The organism is Alkalihalobacillus bogoriensis ATCC BAA-922 (assembly GCF_000621445.1).
Lineage (GTDB): Bacteria > Bacillota > Bacilli > Bacillales > Bacillaceae_F > Bacillus_AO > Bacillus_AO bogoriense.
Genome location: NZ_JHYI01000018.1, coordinates 45,710 through 59,873, shown reverse-complemented (window position 1 = coordinate 59,873; position 14,164 = coordinate 45,710). Strand labels below are relative to the sequence as shown.

Annotated in this window: 14 protein-coding genes and 1 riboswitch; of the genes, 12 read left to right on the top strand and 2 right to left on the bottom strand. The window is 37.3% G+C overall.

The genetic code is table 11. From position 1 onward, the window contains the following. Positions 1-61: 61 nt before the first annotated feature. Positions 62-904: a DUF2935 domain-containing protein gene (locus T323_RS0108730; RefSeq protein ID WP_026672935.1), complete on the bottom strand. Its 843-nt coding sequence runs from the start codon at positions 902-904 to the stop codon at positions 62-64. Positions 905-998: 94 nt separating this feature from the next. Further along, entirely contained in the window at positions 999-1,781 is a 783-nt protein-coding gene (locus tag T323_RS26395; RefSeq protein WP_035178223.1) for a tyrosine-protein phosphatase, read from the bottom strand. 249 nt (positions 1,782-2,030) lie between these two features. After that, a riboswitch (cobalamin riboswitch) is annotated at positions 2,031-2,232 on the top strand. A gap of 216 nt (positions 2,233-2,448) precedes the next feature. Here T323_RS26395 and T323_RS0108720 point away from each other — a divergent pair. The 12 genes from T323_RS0108720 (at position 2,449) to T323_RS0108665 (ending at position 14,086) form a co-directional block, all read left to right on the top strand. Then, positions 2,449-3,981, top strand: a complete 1,533-nt coding sequence (locus tag T323_RS0108720) for an ABC transporter substrate-binding protein (RefSeq protein WP_026672934.1) — start codon at positions 2,449-2,451, stop codon at positions 3,979-3,981. Positions 3,982-3,993: 12 nt separating this feature from the next. Then, positions 3,994-4,923, top strand: coding sequence for a nickel ABC transporter permease (gene nikB, locus T323_RS0108715; RefSeq protein WP_026672933.1), 930 nt, complete (start codon positions 3,994-3,996; stop codon positions 4,921-4,923). Positions 4,924-4,935: 12 nt separating this feature from the next. Next, entirely contained in the window at positions 4,936-5,739 is an 804-nt protein-coding gene (gene nikC, locus T323_RS0108710) for a nickel transporter permease (protein ID WP_026672932.1), read from the top strand. A 13-nt stretch (positions 5,740-5,752) separates the two neighbouring features. Next, on the top strand, positions 5,753-6,466 hold the full coding sequence (locus tag T323_RS0108705; protein ID WP_026672931.1) for an ATP-binding cassette domain-containing protein: 714 nt from the start codon (positions 5,753-5,755) through the stop codon (positions 6,464-6,466). After that, on the top strand, positions 6,463-7,272 hold the full coding sequence (locus tag T323_RS0108700) for an ABC transporter ATP-binding protein (protein WP_026672930.1): 810 nt from the start codon (positions 6,463-6,465) through the stop codon (positions 7,270-7,272). The genes T323_RS0108705 and T323_RS0108700 overlap by 4 nt, the downstream gene beginning before the upstream one ends. Positions 7,273-7,640: 368 nt before the next feature. Beyond that, a complete protein-coding gene (locus T323_RS0108695) occupies positions 7,641-8,327 on the top strand; it encodes a hypothetical protein (RefSeq protein ID WP_026672929.1) in 687 nt (228 codons plus the stop codon). Positions 8,328-8,341: 14 nt separating this feature from the next. After that, positions 8,342-9,094 (top strand): OmpA family protein, encoded by a 753-nt coding sequence (locus T323_RS27930; RefSeq protein ID WP_051556457.1) that lies wholly within the window; start codon positions 8,342-8,344, stop codon positions 9,092-9,094. 243 nt (positions 9,095-9,337) lie between these two features. Next, complete coding sequence (locus T323_RS0108685; RefSeq protein WP_026672928.1) at positions 9,338-9,997, top strand: PspA/IM30 family protein; 660 nt, start codon at positions 9,338-9,340, stop codon at positions 9,995-9,997. 47 nt (positions 9,998-10,044) lie between these two features. After that, entirely contained in the window at positions 10,045-11,073 is a 1,029-nt protein-coding gene (locus tag T323_RS0108680) for a TFIIB-type zinc ribbon-containing protein (protein ID WP_026672927.1), read from the top strand. Beyond that, positions 11,070-11,849, top strand: coding sequence for a TPM domain-containing protein (locus T323_RS0108675; RefSeq protein WP_051556456.1), 780 nt, complete (start codon positions 11,070-11,072; stop codon positions 11,847-11,849). The genes T323_RS0108680 and T323_RS0108675 overlap by 4 nt, the downstream gene beginning before the upstream one ends. Positions 11,850-11,877: 28 nt before the next feature. Beyond that, positions 11,878-13,056: an SPFH domain-containing protein gene (locus T323_RS0108670; RefSeq protein ID WP_026672925.1), complete on the top strand. Its 1,179-nt coding sequence runs from the start codon at positions 11,878-11,880 to the stop codon at positions 13,054-13,056. 370 nt (positions 13,057-13,426) lie between these two features. Further along, positions 13,427-14,086 (top strand): TasA family protein, encoded by a 660-nt coding sequence (locus tag T323_RS0108665; RefSeq protein WP_026672924.1) that lies wholly within the window; start codon positions 13,427-13,429, stop codon positions 14,084-14,086. Positions 14,087-14,164 lie beyond the last annotated feature (78 nt).

Here is a 14,164-nt window from a genome sequence, read left to right as displayed (position 1 = left end):
TTATGTAAAAACCCACCAATTCGGTGGGTAGTAGAGAATTTGTTCAGGAATAATGAACTAATTACATTTCATTAAGGTTAGGAAAAGAAGGTTTTTGGAGAGAACAATACATCGCCTCATTTGCGAGTTCTGGAGCATAAGCGCTTAATTTTTTTATGAAATAACATGACTCTGGAAAATGGTGTTCAAGGAATCGTAAAGTTGTGCGGTTTAAGACTTCAGTGTCTTTGTACCGTTGTACGACATCTACAATAAATAAGTTCATATCAATGCTTGCTCTACCAACGTCTCGTGCAAGTCGATCTTGGCGTGGAAGACCATGTGGCATGACTTGTAAAAAACCTTTCAAATGAAAGTTTTGCAAAATAAATCCTCGAAACAAAGAAATAAATTGGTCTGCTTGACTGGTCACTTCAATTTCAATTGGGTCCATAATATTTCGTAAAAGGACGGCATGACCGACTTGATCTTCTAACCATAAATCCAATAAATCCACAAATGGCATTGGTGGATATTCTTGACCTTGAGTGTAATAATGTAAGATTCGTAAATACTCCCGATTTTCACTTAAAGTCCCATTTAAGTATGTAGGAGTAAGGTTTAGATTCACTTTATTTTGTAGTCGTAAATGTTGCATGTAGCTTTCAAATTGGTAATATCCTTGCGACACTTCAAGTGAAATTTGAGAAAATTCCATCATTTCTGGTGATGAAGGAGGTAATTGAGGGTCAAGTTGTCTTAGTTGGTGTAATACATTTCCAAACGCGTTAACATACTCATCGGCCATTTGGACCCATTGTACTTCTTCAGGTGACAAATGGTCTCTTACAAAATAAGCATGGTCCTGAAGAATTTCTAACCAAAATAAATGCTCTTCCCACGGAGGTATATAAGCTGTACTCATCGATGTTGTCTCCTCTCTCACTTTATATTCATATCTATGAGCGATTTGAATATAAAATGAAGAGAAAGTGAAAGAGACAAGAAGAAATAACGAATCAATAATGTTCTAAATAAATGCTATGCAGCTGGGAACGTTTCTCCGGTGTAAGACCAAGTGCATTTTGGAAGTAAGAGTCAAGACCGCCAAATTGCACATCGATTTCCTGTAGAGCGGCATTTAAATATTCTGCTCTTGCTGAAACAAGTGCATCAATATAATCTAAGTTAATATTCATTTTTTCAAGAAAAGAAAAGTCCTTTGATTTGGTTAATTGACTAAGCGTAAAATGGTCATTTGTGAGAAGGTAGTCATCCATAACGGTTTGTTTCGGTACGTTTAACGCTAACAAAATAAGAGCAGCACCAATACCTGTACGATCTTTTCCGGCCGCACAATGAATGAGTGTTGGTTCTCCTAGTAATAATGTGTCAAACATCTGACCATATTCTTTTGACGATTGGATAAATTGTTTATACGCTTCAGAAAGAAAGCCGCCTGGTTGTTTATTGTCCATAAATTGTTTAATAAACATAAGACCATTTGCCTTTTTTAAGTCTTCTCCAAACTGGCCTTGCATGATAGGGAGATGATGTTGCGTAATCCCTTGGATGGTAGGGTTTGGCTTATGCTCAAGTTCCTCTTCATTACGAAAATCAATAATATGACGAATGCCACTTTTTGAGATATGAACGATATCTTCGTTTGTAGCCCCGTTTAGTTCGGCGGAACGAAATAGCCTTCTCCACTTTATTGTTTTTCCATCTATTGTTTTATATCCTCCTAAATCGCGAAAATTATAAATACCTTGGAAAGGAAGGGCTCTTTCTACGTTTGTCATGTATTTTCTCACTCCGTTACATATAAGTTAAAGCGGCGTTAATTAAGTGAAATTTATAAACGCTATGAAAGCTTAGTCTTTTCGATATAATATTCCTCTCTCAAACAATATGTGTGATAGGTTTGTGTACATTTTTGTCCGATACAACCAGTTGTCATAGGCATAACTACATAAACCCTTCACGAGAGGAAAAAAATATCCGTTTGATAAATACGGCGATGTCGAATATAGTAAGGATAGGTGAAAATCGAATAATGATTGAAAATAGGTGCTAGATTACAGTTTGTAATCAGCTTAATAGGGAAGTCGGTGAAAATCCGACACGGACCCGCCACTGTATGGGGGCTAGTGTAACTAGTACTCTTTCATAATGCCACTGGAAAATGAATTCTGGGAAGGTTTGAAAGAATAAACCCTAAGTCAGGAGACCTGCCTATTTTAACATCACTGAGAACCTACGGGAATTAGGGAGGTGGTTAGAATGCACAAAGCATGTTTGTCTATGGAAAACAAAGAGATTCGATGTGAATAAAAGCATTTCTGGCCTCAACTAGCCAGAAGTGCTTTTTTATTTACATATAAGAAAGCATAAAAATTTTGATATAGCAGTGAAGTTTTGAAAGTTTATTCTAGAAAGAAAAGACTATGAAATGATGGAGAGGAAAAAATGAAAAAAAATTCAGGTTTATTTTATTTTGTTATGTTACTGATATGTTTATTAATTTTTGTTTCGGGGTGTAGGGCATCAAATGAAACGGCGAAACAAGAAAGTGAAAAAAATACGCTAACAATGGCTTATACGTGGAACCCAAGTGGAGTCGATGTTCATCGAGGGGATAGCTGGCATGTGATGAGGTCAGGTGCGGCGGAAACACTAGTCGGCTTAAATGAAGACTTAGAAGCAATTCCATGGCTAGCAAAATCATGGCATGAAAAAGACGAGACAACTTGGGTCATTGAGTTACAAGAAGCTGTAACGTTTCATAACGGAAATAAAATGGATGCCGAAAGTGTAAAAGCGTCACTTCTTCGTTCGCTTGAATTAAATCAACGTGCAGTTGATTTGTTAGATGTACAAGTTATTAATGTTGTGAGCGATTATGAAATCGAAATTAAAACGAACCAACCGAATGGAGCTCTTATTGCACATCTAGCGGACCCGACAACAACGATATTGGATGTATCCACGGTGGAGGAGGAGTCGTACCCATCACTTACTGGTCCATTTAAAATTAAGGAATTTACGAAAGACGAATCATTAGTAGTTGAAAGATACGAAGAGTATTGGGGAGAAAACGCCTTACTAGCAGAAGTTACAATGAAGTTCATAACAGATGGGAATGCACGATTGATGGCGTTGCAATCCGGTGATGTCGATGTTGCGACTGACTTGCCATTAGATAGTGTTGAATTATTAGAACGTGATGATAATCTTGACGTGTTGACTGCGCCATCTGTTCGTACGCATTTAGTTTTATACAATATGAATTCGCCTTTATTTCAAGATTTAAAATTAAGACAAGTTGTTGACCAATCTATCCCAAGAGAAGAAATTATTGAAACAGTCATGAAGGGGATTGGGAATGTAGCCCATGGACCGTTTGCTGATGTTCTTTCTTTTGGACTTTCCGAACGCAATGGACCAACCGATTCAATAGAGGAATTGATGGAAAAAGCGGGATGGGAGAAAAATTCAGATGAAATGTGGGAGAAAGATGGCGATATTTTTGAGTTTGCGTTTTTGACGTTCCCACAACGTCCAGAGTTATCGGTTATGGCTGAAATTGTTCAAGCAGAATTAGCAAAAGAAGGCATTACAGCACATATCAGACAAGTTGAAAATATTGATGATACGTTAGCCAATGATCAGTGGGATGTGGCTATGTATAGTATGTTAACAGCCCATACGGGAGATCCACAATATTTCTTGAATATTTTCTATCAATCCGAAAGTCCATCTAATGTGAGTTTTTATAAATCAAAAGAGTTAGATGAAATGATTCAGACGTTAAATCAAACAACAGAAGAAAACGAACGAGAACAATTGGCCATTTCCATACAAGAAAAAATTAATGAAGATCTTCCTCAGTCTTTCGTTGTTCATCCAATGACAGTGTTTGGAGCAAAACAAAATGTCACCGGATTTATACCTCATCCAATTGAATATTACTATATTCATGCGAATATTGACTGGGAATAAGCTGGTGAAACAATGACGCGATTTATAGTGGAACGACTGCTACCACTAGCACTAGTTATAGTCATTGTCCCGACATTGACATTTTTATTGTTGCGCTTGGCCCCAGGTGACCCAGCACAAATCATTTTATACGAAAATGGAGTCCCTGCCTCGGAAACGGCTATTGAATCATTGCGAGAAGAGCTAGGATTAACAGGGACTTTATCGTCTCAATATGTTGAGTGGGTTAGGCAAATGGTGACAGGGCAATGGGGGACATCGTTTGTTTCTAAGCAACCAGTTTTAGAAGAGCTCACGCGTAGATTACCTGCTACTTTAGAGTTGGCGATTGCAGGACTCATTATTATGTTACTGTTTACATTTACATTAGGCATTGCAACGGCTATATGGTCAAACGGATGGGTGGATCGCACAGGGCGTTTTTTTGCCCTATTTGGTTCCTCGATTCCATCTTTTTGGTTAGGTTTTCTATTACTCTACTTTTTTTCAGTGAATTACCAATGGTTCCCGTCGATGGGGAGAGGAACGTGGAAACACCTTATGCTACCAGCTTTGACATTAGGGTTTGGACTCGGAACCGTATATGCCCGAGTGTTACGTTCAAACGTACTTGAAATGATGCAACAAAATTTTGTTAAAGCCCAAAAAGCGCGAGGCTTCTCAACAAGGAAAGTGGTATTGTCGAGTGTGTTAAAACATGCATTTTTACCGATTGTGACAATGGTTGGAACAAGCTTTGCTTTTATGCTTGGAGGGAGCATTATTGTTGAAACTATTTTCTCTTGGCCAGGATTAGGTCGTTATATTGTCGAGTCGATAAAATATCGCGATTACCCGGTTATCCAAGGATATGTTCTTTTTGTTACGGTTCTTTTTGTTACGATTCATTTAATTGTTGACTTTATTTATGTCATGCTAGATCCGCGCTTACGGGTAAGGTAGGGAGGAGGAGACATGAAGAAGGCTTTGTCAGTTGATAAAGGCTTACTTGTAGGAATTGTCATTTTTGTACTTTTTATCATAGTAGGATTATTTGCTAAATGGATTGCTCCTCATCCCCCATTAGCCATTCAGTTAGATGTTCGTCTACAGCCTCCTAGCGTGGAGTACTGGTTTGGAACCGACCATTTAGGGCGATGTATTTTTTCGCGGATTATTTATGGGGTCCAAACGACGATTACTACAGCTATAGCGATTACATTGATAACATTACTAATTAGTTTGCCAATTGGATTAGTATCTGGTTATTGGCGTGGACGTGCTGATCAATTTTTTATGCGGGTTGTTGATGGAACGTTATCATTACCTGATGTTGTGTTAACGATTGCAATTGTGGGTATATTAGGCCCTGGATTTGTGAATATGGTGATTGCGATTGTCCTCGTTCGCTGGGCTAATTATGTTCGTTTTATACGGAGTTTGGCTATAAAAGCGGGAAAAGAAGAGTTTATATTATCGGCACGTATGTCAGGAAATTCGCATCTTTCAATATTGAGAAAGTATATTTTTCCACAAATTAAAAAGCCAGTGTTTGTCTTTATCGCCCTTGATTTAGGACGTGTTGTATTGTTGATGGCTGGCCTTTCTTTTTTAGGACTCGGTGTTCAACCACCAACACCTGAGTGGGGCGTGATGCTTCATGATGCGACTAGCTATTTCCAATTAGCCCCACATATTATGATTTTTCCAGGCTTAGCAATATTACTTTTTGTTTTATGCTGCCAACTGACGAGTGAACGTTTGAAAAAAGAAACGTAAAAGGAGAGAAATGATGATAGAAAAACCATTATTACAAGTTACTAATCTTCAAATTTCAATTCTCCAACAAAAACAGTGGTGTTCTCTCGTTCAGGATGTGTCGTTTTCAATCACTCAAGGTGAAACCGTAGCACTTACAGGACCAAGCGGTTGTGGAAAAAGCATAACCGCGCAAGCTATCGTAGGATTACTTGACTCGAGTTTTAAAGTAACGAGGGGAAAAATCATTTATGAAGATAGAGATGTACTCTCGTTTCAAGAAAAACAGTGGTTGCTCCTGCGTAGGCAGGATATTAGCTTGTTTATTCAACATTCATTAAGTGGATTAGATCCCATTCGGACTGTACGAAAACAAATGCTAGAAACAGTCAAACTAAATCAAGCAATATCAAAAAAGGAAAGAGAGTTTTATCTTTCCTCTTTACTAGAGAAAGTGGGCTTTCATGACCCGGAGTTAATTTTATCCTCATATCCATTTGAATTAAGTGGAGGAATGAGACAAAGAGTATTGCTTGCACTCGTTCTCAGCTTACAACCAAAAGTCATCATCGCGGATGAACCAACAACGGCACTTGATGTTGTCAATCGCGAGAAAGTGATTCAATTGTTTAAAAGTCTACAACAAGAATTCGGCTTAACCTTGTTACTAATTTCCCACGATGAGCAAAGTGTAAAAAAAATCGCAGACCGCGTGTTGACGATGGAACGAGGAGGGATCCTTACATGACATTATTGCAAATCAAAAATGTCTCAAAAGTGTATCCTGTTAGAAAAAGAAAGATCCGTGGAGTAAAACAGCAAAACTACATTGACGTATTAAAAAATATAAACATGAAGGTCGAACGTGGTGAGAGTGTAGGCATTGTCGGAGAGAGTGGGAGTGGAAAAAGCACATTAGCAAAAGTGATCATGAATATTGAACGTCCTAACACTGGAAATGTGTTTTTGCATAATCGAGAAGTAAGTTTGATGAAGGACCTCGAAATTTACAAAAGCATGCAGCTCGTATTACAAGACCAGTCTCAAGCATTATTTCCAAAACGAAAGGTAGAAGAAATTTTACGCGAGCCGCTTCAAAACTATTTTCCTAGTAAAACCTCAACATGGCGTAATGAGCGAATCAATACATTGTTAGAACTAGTAAACCTCGAGCCTTCATATTTACAAAGATATCCAACCGAATTAAGTGGTGGTCAAAAACAACGAGTATGTATCGCAAAAGCATTAGCGGTTGAGCCAGAACTAATCATCTTTGATGAATCAATCGCAAGCTTAGACCAACCATCTCAACAAGAAATAACGCAGATGCTGCAAGAGATTCAACAAAGAGAAAAATGTTCATATTTGTTTATCACCCATGACTTAGATTCTGCCCGGCAGCTCTGCGATAGAATCATTGTTATGTATAAAGGTGAAATTGTCGAGATGTTTCATAAAGGAGAAGAACATAAAATGACCCATCCATATGCGCGATTATTGTTTCAAGTCGAAGATACAGAATCTGTCTTTGATGGAATGGTAAAAGGTTTATAGAAAGAAAATTCCGTTCGGACATTTGTTCCGTTATTTTAAGCTAAATCGCTGTTTTATCAGAGTGTTCGGACACCTGTTCTGCTATTACCTTGAATTTTGTCTATAATGCGGGAAAAAGAATGAAGTAACGGAACAGATGTCCGATACGATTGAAGAAACGCTGTGTTTTGGGCAAATAGCGGAATAGGTGTCCGTTAAAAACATACGTTCCTTCCATTGGGCTAAATAGACTAGACAAAAACGCTTAAGATTAATAGTAATTAGTTCGTTATGAGTAAATCCCCCTAATTTCATTGTTTTTTACAATAGAAGTTACTATAATACTAAACTGTGAAAAGAGTAAAATAATGGGATTGAGGTGGGGTATTGTGAAAAAAAGAATAGGATGGATGTCTAGGAATAAAGTAAGTTATACACTTATCATAGCTTTAATTGGATTCGTTATGGTTGGTTGTAATAATACAGAGTCTTCGGGAGCGGAAGAACAGCCTGTAAATGAGCAACCGAGCGAAACGGCTTCACAAAAGAATGATAACCAAAGTGAACCTGTCCAAGATGAGCCTGCAGTAAGTGAACCTGAAGAAGATACGAATGAAGGTAATGAGGGACAAGACACAGAACCAGTTGAAGCTACAGAACAAGAGCAACAGCCAATAGCAAGTAATCTACCTGAACCAATTGAAATCGATGAAACGGTTTATCATGATAATGGGACGATTTTAACATTAGAAAGTATGAGTTTTCATGAAGAATACATAACGGTGAATATTAGTGTTATCAATGCGGCTGAATTTGATATTAATCTTGTTAATGGTGGACGTGATGCTGCCGTACTTGAAGATAATACGGGGCTGTCCTATTATTTTATGCCACCACATCGAAACGAAAGAATTGAAATCAAAGAAGGAGAAAAGATGACGGGTTCATTAATATTTGTCGGTATGCTTCCGGAAGAGGCAACATCAGTAAACTTTATATTAAATGATAAATTTGGTGGTAAAGCCGATTATGAGAGAAGTCCATCTTTCGAATTCCTAGACATTAAAATTCGGTAATGAGGATGAACACAATGAATGTAGTCCAAAAATTCGAACGAAAAGATCGCAAATGGATACTGTTAGCAATCATGATGTTACTTTGTTTTTTAGGAGCTTGTTCACTGTTTGAAGAAGCTAGTCAAGATAGTGAAGAGGGAGTACAGACAGAGGATAGAGAAGAGCAAGGAACAGAAGATGAACTTGTTCAAGATGACGGAAACATGGACGAAGAAGAAATATCTGTTTCTGTTGTATCAGAAGTAAAAATAGAAAAAATGGATATTGGTAACTCGGAAGTGTCCGTTTTTACAGCTGAGCTACCTAGAAGTCGGATTATGATAACAGGAGATGTGGAAGATTCCGACCTCAACATGGCGATATTACAAGCATTAGATGATTTTGAGGCGATTACAACAGACGGTGGTACAACGTTAACATTACCTGATCATATTTTGTTTGATTTTGATTCATATGAACTAAGCTCAGATTCCTCTAAAGCGATTGAACAGTTACTTCAAATTGTTGAAATCTCTGAAGGTGATGTAGTTATTTCCGGTCATACCGATAATAAAGGAACACCAGAATACAATCAAGAATTATCTGAAAAACGTGCTCAAGCGGTAGTGGAAGAACTTGTTGCCAATGGAGCAGACGAAAGTAGATTAATAGCAGAAGGATACGGAGAAACAAAACCCGTGGCGAGAAATGCTTATCCAGATGGAAGAGATGACCCGGAAGGCCGCCAGAAAAACCGTAGGGTCGAGGTTGTTGTGAAAGGTTTTTAATAAATTCAGCTTATCAAAGGGTAGCTATTATTGAAATAGCTGCCCTTCTTTCTTTTAACAAATCGTGTTTTATTGTTTATTATTCAATAGTTTTTTCCAATTAGCTTCAAGCTTTTGCTATAATTAAACAGGTAACATTTTCTTATTATTGATAATCATCCCAACAAGTGAAAATCTGGAAATGAAACACAGTGACATTCTTTTTCGTATATAAAAGAAAAGTTCTTGAAAGGGGGCGACATCATGAGCATACTCAAACGGTTTAAAACGATTATGGCGATGAAATTCGGTGAATCTTCATCTGAAAAAATAGTCAATCAACATTTAAAACAATTAGACCAAGACCTTCGAAATGTAAAAGTCGAATTGTCCACACTCATTTCTGACGAACAACGTGCTCAACGTGCAGTAGCGGAATGTCGAGCTGATATGGATAAATTTGAACGATATGCACGAAAGTCGTTGGAAGAAGGTAGAGAAGATGAGGCTAGGAAGTTTCTCGAGAAAAAAACGACACTGGCAAGAGAAGAAGTACAGCTACAATCCAAATATGAAATGAAGAAACAAGTCGCAGAACAATTGAGGGAAATGCATGATAAGCTAGCTTCGGACCTACAACAATTAGAGACACGTCGGTCATTGTTAACGGGAATGGCAACAGCAGCAGAGACGCAAAAGAAAATCAATGAAATGGGTTCACCTACCCATGCAGTGAGCGCTGAACTTGACCGTATGGAGGAAAATGTCGACCGTGCTAAATATGAAGCCGAGGCGATGGCAGAATTAACTAAGGAATCATTGGATGAAAAACAGGAGCCAGATGAATCACCCTCTTACGAAACAGCAGATGATGCATTACAAAAGCTAAAGGAAGAACTTCAAAATAATAAAGAGTACGAGTGAAAATAAAAAAATAGTAACTAAGTCAAAAGAAAAAGAGGTGACCTTGGGTGATTGTCCATTATAAATGTCCGAATTGTAGTGATGATATGGGCTTTGATAGTCAATCTGGTAAACTATCATGTCCGAGCTGTGGTCGGAATGAAACAATCGAAACATATGATGAAAATTTAATTTCGATGACATTTGAAGAAGAAGAAGCAAAAGAATATCATTGTGAAAACTGTGGTGCGTCCGTTATTACTGAAGCTGATACGACGGCAACATCATGTAGCTTTTGTGGTGCGGGAGTTGTCTTGATCGACCGTTTATCGGGAGAGCTTGCCCCTGCGAAAGTAATTCCATTTACCATTAGCAAAGATGAAGCGATGGCGGCTTTTAAAAAATGGTGTAAAAATGGGAGATTAACTCCAAAAGGGTTTATGTCTGGAAACCGGGTAAAAGAAATCACAGGCATGTATGTTCCATTTTGGATGTATGATTTAAATAGTAAAGTTAAAGTTCATGCAACAGGGAAAAAAATCCGTACCTATACGAGAGGCAACTACATCTATACAGAAACAAAGTATTATGATGTGTTTCGGGATATTAATCTTGATTATGCAAAAGTTCCTGTTGATGCATCAGAACGATTAAATGATGAATTAATGGATAAATTAGAGCCGTATAATTACTCGGATTTAAAACCGTTTAAAACACCTTATTTAGCTGGTTATTTAGCAGAAAAATATAATTTTACAGATGAGCAATTATTTTCACGTGTGAAATCAAAGATTCAACGATTTATAGACTCTTATGTACGCTCAACAATATCCGGATACAGTTCGGTTCATTATAATCGTCAAGATATTAACACTGAGCAAAGAAAAAGCTTTTATGTTTTACTTCCGGTATGGATGGTGTACTACGATCATGATAAGCAGGAGCACACATTTGCGATGAATGGGCAAACCGGTAAAGTCGTAGGAAAACCACCGATAAGCTATGGAAAAGTAGCTGCTTGGTTTTCAGGTGTTGCTGGAGGAACTTTTCTCGTTATGAAACTCATCTCACTCGCCTTTGGGGGTGGGTTACTATGATGAAAAAAAGCGTTGCAATTATTCTCTTTTTTCTTCTTATACCTTTAACAATGACGTTCGCTGAAACAAAACAATTGATTTATGATTTTGCCGAGTTATTAACCGAAGAAGAAAAGTTGGCACTAGAAGAGATGGCTCATGAATATGCTACTAAACATGAAACCGACTTTATTATTCTAACAACCAATGGAACGGACGGAAAAGGCATCGAGAGGCTTATGGGTGACCTCTACGACAATAATAAATTAGGAAATAATCGACCTAATGGCAATGCAGTTATATTATCGATTGATATGGACGAAAGAGAAATTAATATATCAGGGTTTGGAAAAGGAGAAGATTATCTTGATTTTAACAGACTAGAAGTTATTCAAGATGAAATTTTTCCGTATTTAGCTGACGGTCACTACAATCGTGCGTTTCAGATATATATGGAAATGGCAGATGAATATTTGTTGAGTGAACCAGCAATATATTCTGAACAAAACATCTTTTTTGAGCTTTGGTTTCAATTGCTTATTTCTATAGCTGTCGGAGCTAGTGTTGTTGGGGTAATGCTTTACAATACAGGTGGAAAAGTAACAACAAATCAAAGCACGTATATGGATACAAGAACATCACGAGTCGTTTCAAGTCGAGATGCCTATGTGAGAAAAACGGTTACAAAGCGGAAAAAACCTTCAAATAACAATAAAAACAGTTCAGGTTTTGGTGGAAGTGGGGGACGAATGACTGGTGGCGGTCGTTCCCATAGTAGCAGTACAAGACGATTCTAACGCAGAAAAATAGAAAGGGATGAAGAACATGAAATCATTTTTTAAAGGTCAATTATCAAGTGTAATAGAATGGAAAGAATTTCGCGATGACATGTTATTTTGGAAATGGAATGAAAGTGAAATAAAAAAAGGAAGTAGATTAATCCTTCGTCCTAGTCAACATGCAATTTTTTTACAAAGTGGAAAAATTGAAGGGATTTTTACGGAAAGTGGAAATTATGATGTGGAATCTGATATTATCCCGTTTTTATCTACATTAAAAGGATTTCGCTTCGGGTTTAATACAGGAATGCGAGCTGAAGTTTTATTTGTAAATACAAAACTATTTCAAGTAAAATGGGGCACAAAAAGTCCGATTTATCTTAATGTACCCCAACTCCAATTACCAGGAGGGGTACCAATTCGTGCAAATGGAACATACAGTTTTAAGATTGATGACTATATAGGGTTAATCGAAAACATTGCCGGGATAAAAGAGAGTTATGTGGTAGAAGATGTGAAGTCCATTGTTTCCGCGAACTTAAATGCCCTTCTTATGAAATGGATTCAAAAAGAAGGGAAAGATATGTTTAATCTTCAAGCGAACGCACTTGAAATCTCACGTGGTTTAACAGAGGATTTTGATATGAATGTTATTAGTAAAGGAATCAAAATCACTGAATTTAATATTGCTAGCATTAGTTATCCAGACGAGATTAAAGCAAAGATAACTGAAATGGCATCACAAGGCATGATTGGCAATGAGGACCGTTATGACCGAATAAGGATGACTGATGCGGTGACAGACGCAATTCGTAATGGTGGAGGAAATAGTGGTGGCAGTGGTATGGGAGGAACAGCAAACGAAATCGCCGGTATGATGATGGGCATGAATATGGCTGGCCATATGATGAAAGGAATGAATCAACAGATGAATCCAAATTATCAACAACCACAACAGCAACAACCATATCCGAATCAATATCAACAACCACAGCAGTTACAACCATATCCAAATCAGTATCAACAACCACAGCAGTCACAGCCATACCCGAATCAGTATCAACAACCACAGCAACCACAGGCTCAACCTCATAGTCAACAAGGGGAGGCTTCAGGTAATCCAGGAAGTGCAAGCAGTTCATCGATTCCAAATTTTTGTCCAAATTGTGGAGCGAAAACAAGCGGTATGAACTTCTGTGGGAACTGTGGGCATAAGTTAGCATAAAAGGAAGTTCTAGAAAACGAATACCGAAAAGCTGAATGTCCTTTGCTTTTGATAGCAGAGGACGTTTTATTTATGTTTTTTTGTTCTTTATTAGGAACTAGAAACAAGTTATAAAATGTGAAAAACTTAGAAAAAAGGAGAAAAACAACGAAATAAAGAATATATTGTTCTTTATAACGTATAAATGAATGATTTTAAACATTTTCAATAGCTTGAAAGCGGATTATAATGAAGTTGTTGATGCGTTATTAAGAACAAAAAAATATTCTATTGTTCTTAATTAGAAACTAATGTAAGGTTGAAATCTTTGCATCGCAAAGATTCACATAAATCATTACATACCCAAAGGGGTCGAAAGGGAGGAATAATAATGAGTATTAAAAAGAAATTAGGTATGGGAGTTTTATCAGCAGCACTAGGAATTTCATTAATTGGTGGAGGAACGTTTGCGTATTTCAGTGATACTGCAGTTCAAACGAATACATTTGCTTCAGGTACGATTGATTTAGATGTAGCACCAGAAGTGATTGTTGACCTAGAAAATTTAAAACCTGGTGACTGGATGAAGAGATCATTTGAACTTCAAAACAATGGGTCACTTCCAATTAAATATGTAACTTTAGGAACTGACTATACGGTAACTGATTTAAATGGGAATGCAGTAGACCCAGAGCTAGCAGCTCAATATGCAGATTCTATTATTGTCCAATTCTTAAAAAATACAACTGGAAACAAAGATTATAATGTCATTCTTGAGTTATCTCTACATGAATTAAATACAATGACTCCGGAAGATTTAGCTACAAAGTTAAATAAAGAAGTGAAATATGTTGTCCTACCGATCGTAGGCAAGATTCCAGTTGGGTTCCATGATGTGAAATACCAAGGAATTGGTGTTAATGAATCTCATGATTTCGATGTGAAGTTCGTTTTTGAAGAAACAGGTGAAAATCAAAACCATCTACAAGGTTTAGAGCTAGAACTTACTTGGACATTCGAAGGCTTCCAAGAAGATGGACAAAGAAGATAATGATAAGGAACACAAAGAAAGGTGAGGAATTCTCACCTTTCTCCCTATTTATTACCATGAGTTTATAAGGAAACATTG